We start from the raw sequence: 16,251 nt of genomic DNA, 5'->3' as shown, positions 1-16,251 counted from the left end.
TCTTCATTACATTAGTATTACCTAATAATGCGCTGGATCCCGACTGTCGCCAGCTACACAAATCCGTTATTTGACACTTCGTCTCATCTTGTCAAAATCGTCAAATGAAGCCGCGCGACCGCATTCTCGACGCCGCCATGGCCGTGTTCCGCCGGCACGGGTTCCGGCGCTCGTCGATCGAGCAGGCCGCCGAGGCCGCGGGGCTGACGCGGCAGGCGCTCTATCACCATTTCAAGTCCAGGGAAGCGCTGTTCCGCGCCGTGATCGAGCGGGTGCATGAGGATGCGCTGGCTGCCGAGATCGCGGCGGTAAACGCCGCGGAAAAGGCCGGCGGCAGCCTTGCCGACGTTCTCGTCGCCGGGGTCAGCGCCCGATTGCAGCAGTTCATCGCCTCGTTCGACGGTTCGCCGCATATCGAGGAGCTGTTTTCCGAACACCTCTTGCAGGCGCGCGATCTCTATCAGAAATATGCCGGGCTTTACGCCGCGCAGGGCGCGGCGACGATCGAACGGATCTGCCGCAGGCAGCGCCTCGCGCTGGCCAAGGACATGACGCCCGAGGGGCTTGCCCGCTGCGTCGAGATGGCGATCAACGGTGCCAAATCCGCCAACCCCGGGATGCAGCCGGCCGACGCTTTCTTGCGCGATCTCACCGTGATGACGCGGACGCTGATCGCCGGCGCCGTCGTGTCCTCGCCGAAATCGCGGCCGGCAAAACCCGCCGCGAAGAAAGTGCTGCCAAGGAAACTCCTTCCGAAAAAACCCACGCCGAAAAAACCTGGAGGTCGAACATGAGCACCATGACCATCAACGGCCGCCTCGCTCCCCTGCCCGACAATCCCGACGCGCTGCTGGTCGACGTCATCAGGAATGAACTCGATCTCACCGGCACCAAGCTGGTGTGCGGGTCCGGGGTTTGCGGCGCCTGCACCGTGCTGGTGGACGGCGCGCCGGTCGCAAGCTGCCTGATGCCGGCGCGATCAGCGGCGGGCAAGGCGGTGACGACGGTGGAGGCGATCGGCGCAGGCACGCTGCACCCGGTGCAGAAAGCCTTCATGGCGTATGACGCCCTGCAATGCGGGTTCTGCACGCCGGGCTTCATCGTCGAGGCCGCCGCGTTTTGCGACCGCTGGCGCGCGGCGAAGGGAACCGCGGAGCCGTCGCGCGAGGAAATCGGCGCGGCGCTGTCGGGGCATCTGTGCCGCTGCGGCGCCTATGAAGGCATTTTCGACGCGGTGGCCGCGGCCTGCATGGGCCAGTTCGACGGCCGTGAATTCGCTTCGCCCCGCGTCGAGGCGCACGCCAAGGTGACGGGAACAGCCAAATACACCGTCGATATCCGCCATGACGGGCAGCAGCAAGGCGTCATCCTCCGCTCGCAGCTCGCGCATGCCCGCATCGCCGAACTCGATCTCGCGCCGGCGCGCGCGCTTGCAGGCGTCAGCGCGGCGGTTTCGCTGCTCGGCGACGACCGCATCGTCCGCTATGTCGGCGCTCCCATCGCCGCGGTCGCCGCAAAGGATCGCAGGACCGCGCTGGCCGCCATCGCCGCCATCCGGCTCAAGAGCGAAGCGCTGCCGTCGGTGATCGGGCTCGATGCCGCGCGCAAGAGCGGCGCGCCGGTGGTGTTCGAAAAATCGGCCCGCAAGAAAGCCGGCAATGTTTCGGAAGGAACGCCGGCGCCGGCGCCCTGGAACGGCAACGTCCGCGGACCGTCCGCTGCGTTCTCGAACAAGGCCGGCAAGGCGCGGAGCTGGATCGCGGCCGCGCGCGAGGACGAGAACCCGCTGCTGGTCGAAGCGACTTTCCGCACCGGCACGCAGTCGCATGCCTGCCTCGAGCCACACGCCGCCGTCGCGCGTTTCGACGGCGACAGCCTCACCGTGCACGTCTCCACGCAAGCGGTATTCCATCTGATGGAGATGATCGCCAAACGCTACAAGCTCTCAAACGACAAGGTCCGCGTCATCGCCGATCATGTCGGCGGCGGGTTCGGGTCGAAGGCGAGCCTCGGCACCGAAACCATTGCGGCGATCGAGCTGGCGCGCGAGGCCAAGGCGCCGGTCAGGATCGCCTATGACCGCCACGAAGAACTCTCCGTCACCGGCTACCGGCCGGCGGCGGAACTGAAGATCGCGTTGCTGCCCTCCGAGCAAGGCGGCCTCAAGGCGCTGTCGCTCACCGCCTATGCCGATACGGGTGCGGCGACCAATTCGACGATGGCAGCACTCGCCCGCCTGATCTATCCGGCGGAGGCCAAGGCGCTTTCCGATTACGACGTCGTCAGCAACCTGCCGCCCGGCGCGCCGTTCCGCGGCCCCGGCGGACCGCCGATGGCGTTCGCGCTGGAACAGGCGATTGATGAGGCGGCGTTGCGGATGAAGGTCGATCCGATCGCATTGCGCCAACGCTGGGATCCGAATCCGAATCGCCAGCGTCTTTATGATTGGGCGGCCGAGCTCGACGTCTGGCGCGGCAATAAGCGCGCGGCGCCGCAGACCGGCCGCTATCGCCGCGGCGTCGGCGTCGCCAGCGGCTACTGGCTTTATCTCTGGCAGCCCGGCGTGAGGATCGAGGTCGCGGTCAAAAGCGGGCGCATCGTCGCCAGCACGTCGACGCAGGACATCGGCCAGGGCAGCCGCACCGTGATCGCCAATACGGTCGCGGATGCGTTCGGGCTCGAGCCGCACGAGGTCGAGGTTAGAATCGGCGATTCCAATCTGCCCGAAGGCCCCGGCGCCGGCGGCAGCCGCTCGACGGCTTCCGTCATTCCGCCGACGCTGCTCGCGGTGCAGAAGCTGAAGGAAGCGATCGAGCGCAGTGCGACGCGCAAGCCGGTCCGCGGCTCCAACGCACCGTGGCGGGAAATGATCGCGGCCGCGCCCGATCTCAGCGCCTCGGCGGTGCGCCCCGAAGATTCCAGGCCGAAGTCTCCCGGGGTGCGCTCGCCGCTGAAGGACGCGGGCTTCATGGGCCTGATATTCGGCTGGATGATGCGGCGCTTTTCCAACATCGTGGTTGGCGCCGGCGTTCCGAGTTCGGTGCAGGTGATCGAGGTGGAAGTCGACACCTGGCTCGGCCATGTCCGCGTGCTCAACGTCCACACCGGCATTGCTGTCGGCAGGATCGCAGCACCGGCGCTGGCGCGCAGCCAGGCGGCGGGCTCGGTGATCCAGGGCCTCGGCTATGCGCTCTATGAAGCGCGCGAGACCGATCCGCGCAGCGGCGACATCCTCAGCGCGGGGATGGAGGACTACCGCATCCCCGGGATATCAGACACGCCCGGGATCGACGTGCACTTCGACGAGCATGGCTTCGACCATGTGCTCGGCGGCAGCGTCGGCATCGGCGAGGTCGCCACCGTGCCGACCTCGCCGGCGCTGGCCAACGCCATCCGCAACGCCACCGGCGTCCGGCTGACGGAGATTCCGATCCGGCCCGATCGTCTGATCGCCGCATTGAAAGGGAGGGCCGCAGCATGACGACCGCAACCATGACCGTCTCAGGCGCGGCCGAATTCCGCGCCGCCGGCACCGACCTTTCCGAACGGCGGCGCAGCGGCGTCTCGACCGGACCGCTGATCGATATTGCCCCCTCGGCCGACACCATCGGCGTCGCATGGGGCGCCGACGGCGCCGCGCGCATCGGCGCCTTCACCACCATCGCCGCGATCGCCGCCGACGCCCGGCTTGCGCAGGCCTGTCCGGGCATCGCGGCTGCCGCGCTTGGTCTTGCCACGCCGCAGATCCGCCACCTCGCCACGCTCGGCGGCAATCTCGCCCAGCGCTCGCGCTGCTGGTATTTTCGCGATCCGCATATCGCCTGCCTCAAGAAGGGCGGCAGCGGTTGCCCGGCCCGATCGGGCAATCATCTCTACGGCGTCGCCTTCGATCTCGGCCCCTGCGTGGCGCCGCATCCCTCGACCATGGCGGCGGCCCTGCTCGCCTATGACGCCAGGATCGTCACCGATCGGAGAAACGGGCTTTCGATCGCTGATCTATTGGGGGACGGCTCCAATGGCGCTGCCGATCATGCCCTCGCGCCGGGCGAAATGATCCGTAACGTCGAGCTGCCGCCGCCGGTCCGCGGCGAACGCGCGTTCTACAAGCGCGCCATCAGCCGCAGCCATGCGGAGTGGCCGCTGGCCGAAGTATGTGCCCGCGCCGTCGTCGCCGGCGGCGCGTTCCAGTTTATCCGCATCAGTGCCGGCGGCATCGCGCCGGTCCCGCTTCGCCTCGCAGCGGCGGAGGCCGCCCTGCAGGGCAAGCCGGCGACTGCGGCTGCGATCGCGGAGGCGGCAAGGCAGGCGACATCCGGCGCCAGGCCGCTGCCGATGACGGCATACAAGCACGATCTGCTGGAAGGCGTCGTGCACGACCTGCTGGAGCGGCTGGCGGCGTAGGCGTTGCAGGGTAGGCAAGAACGCGCTTGCGCTGTGCCCACCCTTGTTGCCGCAGGATACGGACGCGCCGGATCAACCGATCCGGTGCATGGCGCAGATCTTGTTGCCGTCGAGATCGCGCAAATAGGCGAGATAGAGTTTGCCGGCGGGGCCTTCGCGCACGCCCGGCGGGTCCTCGCAGGTCTTGCCGCCATTGGCGATACCGGCCGCGTGGAAGGCGTCGGCCTGCTCGGGCGAGCTGGCGGCAAAACCGATGGTGCCGCCATTGGCGTGGGTTGCAGGCTTGCCGTCGATCGGCAGCGACACCGAGAACACGCCGGTCTTGGTGCGGTAGAAAACGCGATGGCGGTCGACCCGTCCGGGTGGAACGCCGAGGGTGCCGAGCAAGGCGTCATAGAACGACTTGGCCTTTTCCAGGTCGTTGGTGCCGATCATCACATGCGAAAACATACCGCTTCTTGCCTCCCGATGTTCGCCGAACGATCGAAGCCGCCGGCGCTTGATTGTCTTTGGGGAATGAACGCTAGCAGCACCAGCCGGGATACGGAAGCGCCGCGGTCCGGTTTTTCCCGCCGGCGGCGCGAGTTTCGCCGGTTGCGATTGCGCCGGGTCGAAAGTCCCGTTATCGGACGTTGGTACGAAGAAAAAGAAAAGTGCCGGGAGGCAACGACAGATGAGCGAGCTTGACGAATTCCGCCGCACGGTAGAGGCGTGGTTTCGCGACAACCGGCCGCCGGAACCGGATTTCCTGCTGCCCGAATCCTTCATGGAAGTCGGCTCCGACGCGCAGTTCGAATTCCTGCGCAACTGGCAACGCAAGATCTATGATGCCGGCTACCTCGGCATGGCCTGGCCGCGCGAATATGGCGGCGGCGGCAAGCCGCAAATCTATCAGGACATCGTCAACGCCGAGATGGCGCGGCAGAAGGTGCCGTTCGTGCCCAACACCATCGGCCTCAACTGGGCCGGCCCGCTGATCCTGGCGATGGGCACCGAAGAGGCGAAGAAGCGCTACATCAAGGGCATCCTCAACGCCGACGACATCTGGTGCCAGGGATTTTCCGAGCCGGACCAGGGCTCCGACCTCGCCAACAGCCAGCTCGCGGCCAAACGCGACGGCAACGACTACGTGCTGAACGGTTCGAAGATCTGGACCAGCCTCGGCAGCTACGCCAAATACATGATCCTGCTGGCGCGGACCAATCCGCAGAAGCCGCGCTACGACGGCCTCTCGTTCTTCCTGGTGCCGATGCAGACGCCGGGCATCGAGCCGCGGCCGATCAAGAAGCTGACCGGCGAATACGGCTTCACCCAGACCTTTTTCACCGATGCGCGCATTCCGGCCGAGTGCCTGATGGGGAAGGAAGGCGAAGGCTGGAAGATCGCGATGCTGACGCTGACCTTCGAGCGTGGCGTCACCGGCGGACAGGCCGGCGGCATCAGCCGGGTCGCGCCCGGCCTCAATGACGTCGTCGAGCTGGCGCGCCGCTCCCGACGCGACGGCGCCCCGGCGCTGCAGGATCCCGCGATCCGCGACCAGATCGTCCGCTTCATGATCGAAGACCAGGGCGACCGGCTGTGCGCCAAACGCGGCGAGATCGCGGCGTTGTGCAGCGAGCGGCCGAACGCGATCGGGCTTTCCGTCAAGCTGCGCGTCAGCGAGCACCGGCGGCGATTGATGCAGTTCGCGCTGTCGCTGCAGGGAGCGAACGCCGTGCGTTTCGTCGGCGACAGCAGCGCGATCGACGGCGGCAAGTGGCAGCGCGGCTATTTCAACGCGTTCTCTTCCACGATCGGCGGCGGCACCAGCCAGATCCAGGCCAACATCGTTGGCGAGCGCGTGCTCGGCCTGCCCAAGGATTGATAAGGATTGATGCGATGGCGCAACTGAGCAACACCATCACCTTCACCGACGAGCAGGCCATGCTGCTCGACATCGCGACCAGTTTCTTCCGCGAGAAAAGCTCGATCACGACCGTGCGCCGGCAGATCGCCTCGGAGTCCGGGTTCGACCGCGAACTCTGGGGCGAGATCGCCGAGCTCGGCTGGCTCGGCATTGCGGTGCCGGAGCGTTTCGGCGGCAGCGGGCTCTCGCTTGCGGATGTCACGGTGATCATCGAGCCGATGGGCCGTCACCTCGCCGGCACGCCGTTGATCTCCACGCAGCTGTTCATACAGGCGCTGTTGGCCGGCGGCAGCGAGCAACAGCAGCGCGAGATGCTGCCGAAGATCTGCAATGGTGCGGTCGGCACGGTGGCGTTGTTCGAAGGCGACGGCGACTGGAACCTCGAACATCTGGAGAGCCAAGCCGTGATCGCAGTCGATGCGGCGCGGTTGAGCGGCGCCAAGACGCTGGTCTGCGACGCTGCGGTGGCGGACTTCGTTCTGGTGTCGGTTGCGCTGGATGGCGCGCCGGCGCTCGCAATCGTGAAGGCCGCCGATCTGCCGCGCGAGCGCAGGACACGCGAGACGGTGATCGACGAGACCCGCCGCGCCTGGCGCCTCGAGTTCGACGGCGTCAGCGTTCCCGCCTCTTCCCTGATCACCGGCGACAAGGCGCGCGCCGCACTCAGGGCCATCAGCGACGCTGCGCTGCTGTTCGCCGCGGCCGAGGCCGCCGGCGGCATTGCCGGCGCGCTGGAGACGACCGTCGAATATCTCAACACGCGATCGGCGTTCGGGCGAAAGATCGGCAGCTATCAGTCGCTCAAGCATACCTGCGCCGAGATCCTGGTCGGACTGGAGCGCACGCGCTCGCACGTCTATCACGCAGCTTCCCTGCTCGCCGCCGGCGAGGACGCCGAGGTCGCGCTGCGGATGGCGAAAGTCGAGGCAGGAGACAGTTTCGTTTACGCCGGCGACCGGGCCGTGCAGTTTCACGGCGGCTTCGGCTTCACCTATGATTGCGACGCGCAGCTCTATCTGCGCCGCGCGCTCTGGCTGCAATATGCCTTCGGCGACGCGACCCATCACCGGCGGCGGCTCGCCGAGCTGCTGCTGCCGGCCGGCTAGGACGGGCCTCGAGGCGATCGACGCAAAAGCCGCGCCTTGCGGGCGGCTTCACGATTCAACCCTGACGATCGTGGATCAGGCGGCGGCCACCAATGCTGGCTTTGCGTTCCGGCAATCCAGCGCCCCCGTAGTTCTACGGGCTCACCAAATGATCTTCCCGGGCGCAGAATTCCGCCCCAATCCCTCTCTCTCTAGCGGGCTAGTAAGCGTAGCAGGGGATTGCACATGGCTGCCAAACGAACCGACATCGTTATCGAGAAAATCATCGCATCCTGCGATGGCAACTTGCACGGAGCGCTCGAGGCTCTGTTGCTGGTCAATGAGCATCTGGAAGCCGAACTCTATCGGCTCTATGCGGCTGTTTCGCTCGCCGATCAGATGGATCGCCAACCCAGGACGGTTCACTAGGACCAGCCGCATCCCTTCGGCATCAGCTGCCGGACGCCAGGTCGATGAGCCGGCTGCCATTTGTAACGATCTGCTCCCCCGGTCTCAAATTGCCGAGAACCTCGACCAAGTCGCCCCTTGTAGGGCCGGTCTTGATCTGACGGAGTTCGATCGACTTGTCCTCGTGCGCGACCCATATCCGGGCCTGGTCGCCTTCGTAGATCAGGGCCTGCTTCGGAACGCCAACCGACGGCTGGTCGCCGGGCTCGTAAATCGTCACGGTAGCGAACATTTCCGGTTTCAATTGTCCGCCGCTGTTATCCACGGTGGAGCGCACCAGCAGCCGGCGGGTGGCGGGATCGATCGCCGCCGCGACGTAGTTGACGCGGCCGGTAAGTACGCGGCCGGGCAATGCCAGCAGGTTGAATGTCAATTCCTGCCCCACCGCCACCGCGGAAGCTTCGGTCTCCCGGACGAAGGCGGTGAGCCAGACGGTGGAAAGATCGCCTATCACGAACACCGGATCGCTGGCGCCGGCGTTGACGTATTGGCCGGGGCCGATCTTGCGCTGGACCACGGTTCCCGCGATCGGGGCGAAGACCGTCATTTCCGGATTGATGCGGCCTTTTTCCTGAAAGGCCGATATCGCCTCGTCGGTCAGACCAAGGATCCGCAATTTGTTGCGCGCCGCTTCCAGCGCCGTTTCCGTCGAGCGCAGATCGTTGTGCGCCTGGATCAGGCTGGCCTGGCTCTGCTGATATTCCTTCAGCGGGACCGCCTTGCCATCGAACAGATCCCTGGTGCGCTTGTCTTGCAGTTGCGCGAAATCGAGCGCCGATTTGGCCTTGTTGGACGCGCTGATGGCGGCAATGAAATCGTTCTGCGCCTGCACGTTTTCGGCGGCCTCGATCACGAATAGCGGCTGTCCCTGCGTGACGCTGTCGCCCGGCCGCGCCAGCAATTTGGTAACCCGGCCCGCATAGGGCGAAAACACCGGCGTCGAGCGATCCTCATCGACCGCGATCCTGCCTTCGGTCACATGCTCCGCCCGGAAGGCGCGCTCGGTCACCGGCTGGATGGTCAGGCTGGCCCATTCGGCCTGGGTCGGGGTGTAGCGCTGCAATCCCTTGCGGTCCTGGCTCGACACGTCGGAATGACCAACCAGCGCATTCCTTGGATAGAGCAGTCCAGCAACGGCAGACACACCAAGCGCCAGCAAGGCCACGCCAACGGCCAGCCGTTGATGGTTGAGCGTTCGAAGTTTGTTGCCAATTTCCACTAGCATTTGCCCCTTGGGGGGAGGCATTCGGCGGCAGCCGAAGCATCCCGGCGCTTTTTTAGCCTTTGCCGGAGGCGCTCGCAAACGACGTTTTTAAGAACGTTCTGACACGGTCTTGTCATGTTGCTTCCATCACTCCGTTTTGCCACTGGCGAATTGCTGCGACGTCCGCTATGCCGCCACTTGAATTGAAACGAAAGGCCAACAACCCCAATCGTGCTGCAGCGCGAAAAGGAATTGTTGCGACGCCAGCGGGCGGCTGGAACGCGCTATCGGCGAAAACAGCCGGTTATCTATAGGGAGGGCTATCGTTCATGGCCTGGTCGATCGCTGCCACAACGTATCGCCTGATCGCAATGCTGTTTGGCATGGCGCTGACGACGTCGTTTGCGGCGGCCGAAGGCACGACGAAGGGCAGCGATTATGTGCGCGTCGTCACCGATCAGATGCACCAGCTTGAGGTGGTGAAGGTCGATCCCCATACCTTCCGCGTGCAGAGATCGGCGATCGGTCAGATCGGGTTCAATGAAGACGCCAGCACCATCGTTCTGGCGCCTTTCTCCGGCCGGGTCATCCGCCTGATCGCCAAGGTCGGCGACCGGGTCAGGCGCGGCGATGCGCTGCTGGAAATCGACAGCCCCGAGCAGGTCACGCCGCAGAACGAATTCATCGCCGCTCAGGCCGCCAGAAACAAGGCGCGCTCCCAGCTCGACCTGGCGCAGATCGTCGAGAAGCGCGTCCGCGATCTCTATGAGGGCAAGGCTGCCCCGTTCAAGGAACTGCAGCAGGCCGAGGCGCAACTCGCCGCCGCCGAGAGTGACATGCGATCGACCGACACGGCGTTCGAAGCCGTCCGCATCCGCCTGCGCATCCTCGGCCGCACCGATGCGGAAATTGCGACACTCGAGCAGCAGGGCGTTCTCAGCCGCGTCACCCGGATTACCGCGCCGATCGACGGCACCATCATCTCGCGCAAGGTCGGGCCGGGACAATATGTCAGGGCCGATTCCGGCGAGGCGCTGTATACCATCGCCGACCTTTCGACGATGTGGCTGAAGGCCCAGATCTTCGAGCAGGATATCGCGTTCGTGCGCATCGGCCAGGAGATCGAGGCCAGGGTTGCGGCTGCGCCGAACCGGATCTTCAAGGCGCGTATCAGCGCGATCAGCTCGGCGTCCGACCTGACGACGCGCCGTGTTATGGTCCGCTCGGAGATCGGCAATCCGGACGGCGCACTCAAGTCCGATATGTACGCGAGCTTCAGGATCGAGACTGAAGCGGCCGCGCCAACGCCGGCGGTGCCGACCGTCGCGGTAATTCGTGAAGGCGACGTTGCGACGGTGTGGGTCGAGTCCGAGCCGATGCTGTTCAAGCGCCGCGTGGTCGGGATCGGCATCCAGCAGGACGGCTTGACTCAGATTCGCAGCGGCCTCGCTCTCGGCGAATTGGTCGTCGCGCGCGGCGCGATTTTCGTCGATAACGAGTGGCGCCAATGATTCGGGTGGCCGGGGCCGTTCATGCTGCGTAGTCTCATTGCGTTCTGCCTCTCCCGGCGACTGCTGGTGCTGGTTGCGTTCGGAGCCTTTCTCGGCCTCGGCTACGCCGCCTTCACGACGCTGAACATCGAGGCCTACCCGGATCCGGCGCCGCCGATCATCGAAATTATCGCCCAGCAAGCGGGCCAGTCCCCCGAGGAAGTCGAGCGTTACATCACGATCCCGATCGAGGTCGCGGTCGCCTCTACGCCGGGCCTGAAGTTCATCCGCTCCAACACCGTCTATGGGCTCGGTTTCGTCCGCCTGCAGTTCGAGTACGGCCGCGACTATCATTTCGTGCGCCAGCAGACGCTCAACCGGCTGAAGGATGCGGTCCTGCCGGCAGGCGTGCTGCCGGTGATCTCGCCCGCCGGGGGCATCAGCGAAATCTTCCGCTACGAACTGGTGGGGCCGCCGGGCATGGACGTCATGCGGCTCAAGGCGCTGCAGGACTGGGTGGTCGAACGCAAGCTGCGGATCGTGCCCGGTGTCGCCGACGTCGCGGTGCTCGGCGGAAAAACCAAGGAATTCCAGGCCGAGATCAATCTCGACCGCATGATGGCCTATGGGCTGACGCTGCCGCAGATCATGACCGCGATTTCGGCGAGCAATTCGAATGTCGGCGGTCGCACCATCTCGATCGGCGAACAGTCCGTCAATGTCCGCAGCATCGGCGTCATCACCTCGCTGGACGATATCGGCAATATCGTCCTGACCCAGCAGGGTGGCGTGCCCGTACTGGTATCCGATGTCGCCAAGGTTCAGATCGGCTACGCGCCCAGGCTCGGTCTCGCCGGCCGTGACGACAAGACCGACGTCGTCACCGGCATCGTCCTGATGCAGAAACTCGAACGCACCATGGACGTGGTCAAGCGCGTACGCGCGGCCGTCGAGCACATCAACACTGACGGATCGCTGCCGGCGGGCGTCAAGATCGTGCCGTTCTACGATCGCGGCGACCTGGTCGCGATCACCGTGCAGACGGTGCTGCACAATCTCCTGTTCGGCATAGCCCTGATCTTCCTGATCCAGTGGGTGTTTCTCGGTGACCTGCGCTGCGCGCTGATCGTCGCGGCAACGATTCCGGTTGCGCTGTTCCTGGCGGTGATGATCACGGTGATGCGAGGGGAGTCCGCGAACCTGCTGTCGGTCGGCGCCATCGATCTCGGCATTATCGTCGACGGCACCGTGATCATGGTGGAAAACATCTTCCGTCATATCGCCCATCACACGCCAGGGGTGCCCAGGGATCGCCCGGCGCGGCTCAGCGACAAGCTCCACCGAGTCTTGACGGGTGCCATCGAGGTCGACAAGGCGATCTTCTTCTCGGTGATCATCACCATCGCAGCCTTCCTGCCGCTGTTCACGATGCAGGGCGTGGAAGGTCAGATCTTCGGGCCGATGGCGCGGACCTATGCCTATGCGTTGATCGGCGCCGTTATCGCAACTTTCACCGTGACGCCCGTGCTGGCATCGATCCTGCTGCCGGCGCATGTCCAGGAAGTGGAAACTTTCGTGGTCCGTCATATCCGCAGCATCTACCAGGCCGTTCTGGTGCGCGCAGTCCACAACTATCGCCGCGCGGCAGCCATTGCCGCGGTGTTTCTGGTGCTGTGCCTCAGCCTCGGCTTGCGGCTCGGCACCGAATTCCTGCCCAAGCTGGAAGAGGGCAATCTCTGGATCCGGGCCGTGATGCCGCCGACCATCACGCTGGAGGCCGGGATGGATACCGTGGCAAGGATCCGCGCCATCATATCGAGCTATCCGCCGGTGCAGACCGTGTTTTCCGAGCAGGGACGGGGCGATGAAGGCACCGATCCCGACGGTTCGTTTCTCGCCGAGTTCTTTGTCCCGCTCAAGCCGGTCGACATGTGGCCGAAAGGACTGACCAAGGAGCAGATGGTCAAGCAGATGAGCGAGCGGCTCAACCGCGAATTCGTCGGCATCGATTTCAATTTCTCACAATATATTCAGGATAATATGGAGGAAGCCGTCTCCGGCGTGAAAGGCGAGAACTCAGTCAAGATCTTCGGCAAGGACCTCGTCGAACTGGAACGGCTGTCCAAATCGGTGAAGACCGAACTCTCGGGCGTCCGCGGCGTCGCCGACCCCGCCAGTTTCAATCTGCTCGGCCAGCCCAACCTGATCATTCGCATCGACCGCGCCAAAGTCGCGCGCTACGGCTTCTCGATCACCGACATCAATTCCGTCGTGCAGGCAGCGATCGGCGGCCAGGAAGTGTCCAAGGTCTATGAAGGCGAGATGATCTTCGCGCTCACGGTCCGTCTGGCGCCCGAGTTTCGCACCGATGTCGAGGCCATCCGCTCGATCCCGGTGGCGCTGCCGAATCCGGACTCGAAGACGCCGACCGCCTATATCCGGCTCGGCGATCTCGGCGAGGTCAAGCTCGTCAGCGGCGCGGCCTATATCTACCGCGAGAACAGCCAGCGCTTCATTCCGCTGAAATACAGCGTCCGCGACCGCGATCTCGGCTCCACCGTGGTCGAGGCCCAGGACCGGATCCACAAGAAGGTCCCGGTTCCGCAGGGCTACTCGCTCGAATGGTCGGGCGAATACGGCGCCCTGGTCGACGCCAAGAAGCGGCTGGCGCTGATCGTGCCGCTGAGCCTGCTTCTGATCCTGATGCTACTCTACAGCCTGTTCAATTCCATACGGGACAGCCTGCTGGCGTTATCGGGCATCCCGTTCGCGGTAGCCGGCGGAATTCTCGGGCTCTATATCGGGGGCCTGAATTTCAGCGTCTCGGCCGCGGTTGGCTTCATCTCGCTGTTCGGCGTGTCGGCGATGGATGGCATCCTGCTGATGTCCTACATCCGGCGAGACATCGATGAAGGCATGGGGACGGAAGATGCGATCATCCGCGCCGCCGAAACGCGGATGCGGCAGATCTTCATGACCGGCCTGTCAGCTTGTATCGGACTGGTCCCGGCCGCCATCTCGACCGGGATCGGCTCACAGGTGCAGCAGCCTCTGGCCTGCGTCATCGTCGGCGGCATGCTGCTGTCGCCGATCTGCAGCCTGCTCGTGATCCCGGTAATGGCAAGATTGTGCATGCCGGCGATCAAGAAAACCGGCATGCCCCGTGAGGTGACGGAACACTGAGTTCCTTTTGACCGTCCCTGGTCGCATGAACGTCCGCTTGTAGGGGGAAGCCTATGATCGCACTCCCTCGAATACACGGCGCATCAATGCCCACAGGCTGCCGCCTGTGATCATGCCGAGCAGATAGATGATCGCAACCAGGAACGCGTGAGGTGCGCTGATCCTGAAGCTGAGAAAAGAAACCGTCACGCTTTGAAAATTCTGCACGGCAAAAATCAGCGCCGCGACGACGAGGATGGTTATCACAGCCATATTGACCCAACGCATGTCGAACCTCCTCCGTGCTGATGAGCTTTCCGCGAAGGCCGCCGTCAGGCTAGCGATCGCTTCCGATTGAAGTCACCCCTTGAAGGTCGGTTGCCGCGGATGCACGCAGTCCTTGAAGCTGTCGAAGCCCTTCCACGCGGGCTCGGGCGGATCGCATCCCGGGCGCGGCGCGTAGATCGAAGGATCCATCAACTGCATGTCCGGGATATAGCGCGGACAATTCGGAAAGATCACGCGCGCCGTGACACGGACGATCAGCTGGGCGCCGACGGTGCGGGCGAGCAGCGGATCTTGGCGGCTCACCGTCGCCGTGCCGTTGACACGCAGGCGCTGCGGCTTTCCATGCATGGCGATGAACAGCAGGCCGACGCCGGCATTGACCAGAATGTTGCCGAGGCTCTTGAACATGCCGTTGCCGTCGTAGTCGGGGAACGCGAGCTCGGACGGCCCCGTGACGGCAACGAACCCCGGCATGCCGCCCTTGAAGGAGCAATCGGGCCGCCCCCCGGCGTCTGCAGTGGCAAGAAAGAAATACGGCGCGCTCTCGATGAATGCCCGGTCGTCGGGCGTGAATTCCTTGCGGGCGAACTGTTCCAGGCGGTCGGAAATGCGGCGGCTGTCGAATTGATCCTGCAGTCTGCGATTGCCCTCGTGAAACATGATGCTGTCGGCCATCATCCCACTCCTCGGTCACGATGCGGTTGGGCTGCGTATTCGTAATCTCCCTGAAGCAAGTGTAGCACGGATTGCGGCGCGACGGACCTTGCGCGCCTAGAGCCCCGTTCCGATTGAATCGGAACGGGGCTCTATCTTTTTGTTTTGACGCGTTTTCTTCACGCGAACCGGTATCCACTTCGCTTGAAAACGCTCTAGTCGTCCATGAACTCGTCTTCTTCGTTGACCTTTTCGCTGGCCTTGCGCCGGTGCGTCAGGGTCTTGCGGCCGCCGAGCGAGCCGGTCACGTAGGGCTCGCGCGACGCATAGGGATTGCGCATCCCGGCCCGGCCCGCGATCTCCTCGCCGGAGACGGCGGCCGGCTGGCAAATGATGCGACGGCTGGCGCGGCGCATCAGGTCGACGTGGATGTGATCGTAGTGATAGACGTTGGAGCCCGGCGCCAGCACGGTGTTGAACTGCTGGCAGGCGGCGGCCTGGATGTCGCGCAGAAAGCCCTGCTCTTCCGGCATGCCCTTCCAGCCGTTCTTCACCGTCACCGTCCGTCCGTCGGCGAGCGTGAAGGCGGCGATATCGAGCGCATTGCCGAAGGCGTGCTCGGAAATATGCGCGCGCGAATTGCCGTTCATGCCGCGGCAGGAATAGGCGGAGATCTGCTTGATCTCGACCACGCGGGTGCCGAACCAGCGCAGTGCGGCGGGCTGCACGGAATCGGCGAGCCATCGGTCGAGCGCGGAGACGATCGGGCAGGCCAGCGTCGCCGCGGGCTTCATCGAGACGGGACCGAAACCGGCGACCGGATTGCCCTGCGCCGGCCCGAGCCGCGGCAGAGCCGGCGGCGCGCCGGGGCGCTCCGAATAAGGCGCCGGATAGCGATCGCGCTGCGGATAGGCCTGCCCCGGCGTGCCCTCGGCCGGCAGGTCGATATCGTCCTCCTCGCGCGCGACGCCGGGAGCGGCGAGCGAAATCGGTCCGCCCGCAGCCGCGCCATAGCCCGGCTGCCGCATCGGTTCAACGGGATAGGAGGAGGCGCGTGCCGGCGGGAGCGGCTGCTGCGAAACCGGCTGCTGCGCGACCGGCCAGCGCGGCTGGTTTCCGATACTGCCGGGCGGCCGCAGGTCGTCGGCGAAACCGAAGCTGCCACTGCTTTCGCCGAGCGCGGCCACCTTGAGCGGATATTCCGCCCCGCAAGCGCCGGGGCCGGAAATCGGGCTGATGCGGACCAGTTCGGGGGTTTCCTTCACCGCGCCGGACTTCAGGCACGCGATCTCGGCCTCGGCCCGCCACGGTTCACGCTCCGCGGAAAAAAATCCACGGCCGCAGCCCGCCAACGAAACAAGGACGAAGGAGCCGACGAGATACAAACGAACTCCGCGCGTCATGCGGAGAACTTCAACGAATTTATTTAAGGACTCTTCAATGCGTTGTTTTTACGAGTCTTTAACCACGTTGACGGCGGTGCAGCATCACAGCGGATGACGCGAGCGACAGCAAAGCTGACTTTTTCCGTCCGGAACGGTTTGCTAGCTTTTGGCGTTAAAGCGGGCAGTGACGTGAAACAGGGAGATTTCT

The 16,251-nt window shown here is 64.7% G+C and carries 13 protein-coding genes; 8 read left to right on the top strand and 5 right to left on the bottom strand.

Annotated features, from left to right (window positions below):
• The first annotated feature begins 104 nt into the window (after positions 1 to 104).
• From KMZ29_RS07135 to KMZ29_RS07125, 3 genes are read left to right on the top strand one after another with little or no spacing between them, the layout of a single operon-like run.
• On the top strand, positions 105 to 794 hold the full coding sequence (locus KMZ29_RS07135) for a TetR/AcrR family transcriptional regulator (protein ID WP_215623057.1): 690 nt from the start codon (positions 105 to 107) through the stop codon (positions 792 to 794).
• Positions 791 to 3,481, top strand: a complete 2,691-nt coding sequence (locus tag KMZ29_RS07130; protein WP_215623056.1) for a molybdopterin-dependent oxidoreductase — start codon at positions 791 to 793, stop codon at positions 3,479 to 3,481. The genes KMZ29_RS07135 and KMZ29_RS07130 overlap by 4 nt, the downstream gene beginning before the upstream one ends.
• Positions 3,478 to 4,401: an FAD binding domain-containing protein gene (locus KMZ29_RS07125; RefSeq protein WP_215623055.1), complete on the top strand. Its 924-nt coding sequence runs from the start codon at positions 3,478 to 3,480 to the stop codon at positions 4,399 to 4,401. The genes KMZ29_RS07130 and KMZ29_RS07125 overlap by 4 nt, the downstream gene beginning before the upstream one ends.
• A gap of 72 nt (positions 4,402 to 4,473) precedes the next feature.
• Here the strand turns inward: KMZ29_RS07125 and KMZ29_RS07120 are convergent, their stop codons facing one another.
• Positions 4,474 to 4,851, bottom strand: coding sequence for a VOC family protein (locus KMZ29_RS07120; RefSeq protein ID WP_215623054.1), 378 nt, complete (start codon positions 4,849 to 4,851; stop codon positions 4,474 to 4,476).
• A gap of 223 nt (positions 4,852 to 5,074) precedes the next feature.
• Between KMZ29_RS07120 and KMZ29_RS07115 the strand changes: the two genes are divergently transcribed.
• The 3 genes from KMZ29_RS07115 (at position 5,075) to KMZ29_RS07105 (ending at position 7,821) form a co-directional block, all read left to right on the top strand.
• Positions 5,075 to 6,265, top strand: coding sequence for an acyl-CoA dehydrogenase family protein (locus KMZ29_RS07115; protein ID WP_215623053.1), 1,191 nt, complete (start codon positions 5,075 to 5,077; stop codon positions 6,263 to 6,265).
• A 14-nt stretch (positions 6,266 to 6,279) separates the two neighbouring features.
• On the top strand, positions 6,280 to 7,413 hold the full coding sequence (locus tag KMZ29_RS07110) for an acyl-CoA dehydrogenase family protein (protein ID WP_215623052.1): 1,134 nt from the start codon (positions 6,280 to 6,282) through the stop codon (positions 7,411 to 7,413).
• 225 nt (positions 7,414 to 7,638) lie between these two features.
• Positions 7,639 to 7,821, top strand: a complete 183-nt coding sequence (locus KMZ29_RS07105; protein WP_215623051.1) for a hypothetical protein — start codon at positions 7,639 to 7,641, stop codon at positions 7,819 to 7,821.
• Between the two features lie 22 nt (positions 7,822 to 7,843).
• Here the strand turns inward: KMZ29_RS07105 and KMZ29_RS07100 are convergent, their stop codons facing one another.
• Positions 7,844 to 9,085 carry an efflux RND transporter periplasmic adaptor subunit gene (locus KMZ29_RS07100; RefSeq protein WP_215623050.1) on the bottom strand — a complete coding sequence of 414 codons (1,242 nt, stop codon included), beginning with the start codon at positions 9,083 to 9,085 and terminating at the stop codon, positions 7,844 to 7,846.
• A 308-nt stretch (positions 9,086 to 9,393) separates the two neighbouring features.
• On the opposite strand from KMZ29_RS07100, the gene KMZ29_RS07095 reads away from it, so the two are divergent.
• Both KMZ29_RS07095 and KMZ29_RS07090 read left to right on the top strand, forming a co-directional pair.
• Positions 9,394 to 10,575, top strand: a complete 1,182-nt coding sequence (locus KMZ29_RS07095) for an efflux RND transporter periplasmic adaptor subunit (RefSeq protein ID WP_215623049.1) — start codon at positions 9,394 to 9,396, stop codon at positions 10,573 to 10,575.
• Between the two features lie 21 nt (positions 10,576 to 10,596).
• Complete coding sequence (locus tag KMZ29_RS07090; protein ID WP_249779849.1) at positions 10,597 to 13,737, top strand: efflux RND transporter permease subunit; 3,141 nt, start codon at positions 10,597 to 10,599, stop codon at positions 13,735 to 13,737.
• A 51-nt stretch (positions 13,738 to 13,788) separates the two neighbouring features.
• Here the strand turns inward: KMZ29_RS07090 and KMZ29_RS07085 are convergent, their stop codons facing one another.
• The 3 genes from KMZ29_RS07085 to KMZ29_RS07075 all read right to left on the bottom strand — a co-directional run bounded on the left by KMZ29_RS07085 (position 13,789) and on the right by KMZ29_RS07075 (position 16,061).
• On the bottom strand, positions 13,789 to 14,004 hold the full coding sequence (locus tag KMZ29_RS07085; protein ID WP_215623048.1) for a LapA family protein: 216 nt from the start codon (positions 14,002 to 14,004) through the stop codon (positions 13,789 to 13,791).
• 72 nt (positions 14,005 to 14,076) lie between these two features.
• Positions 14,077 to 14,679: a pyridoxamine 5'-phosphate oxidase family protein gene (locus KMZ29_RS07080; RefSeq protein WP_215623047.1), complete on the bottom strand. Its 603-nt coding sequence runs from the start codon at positions 14,677 to 14,679 to the stop codon at positions 14,077 to 14,079.
• A gap of 194 nt (positions 14,680 to 14,873) precedes the next feature.
• Entirely contained in the window at positions 14,874 to 16,061 is a 1,188-nt protein-coding gene (locus KMZ29_RS07075) for an extensin family protein (protein WP_215623046.1), read from the bottom strand.
• Positions 16,062 to 16,251 lie beyond the last annotated feature (190 nt).

Source organism: Bradyrhizobium sediminis, assembly GCF_018736085.1.
Taxonomy (GTDB): domain Bacteria; phylum Pseudomonadota; class Alphaproteobacteria; order Rhizobiales; family Xanthobacteraceae; genus Bradyrhizobium; species Bradyrhizobium sediminis.
The sequence above is the reverse complement of the archived record's forward strand: the minus strand, read 5'-3'. Positions and strand labels throughout refer to the sequence as shown.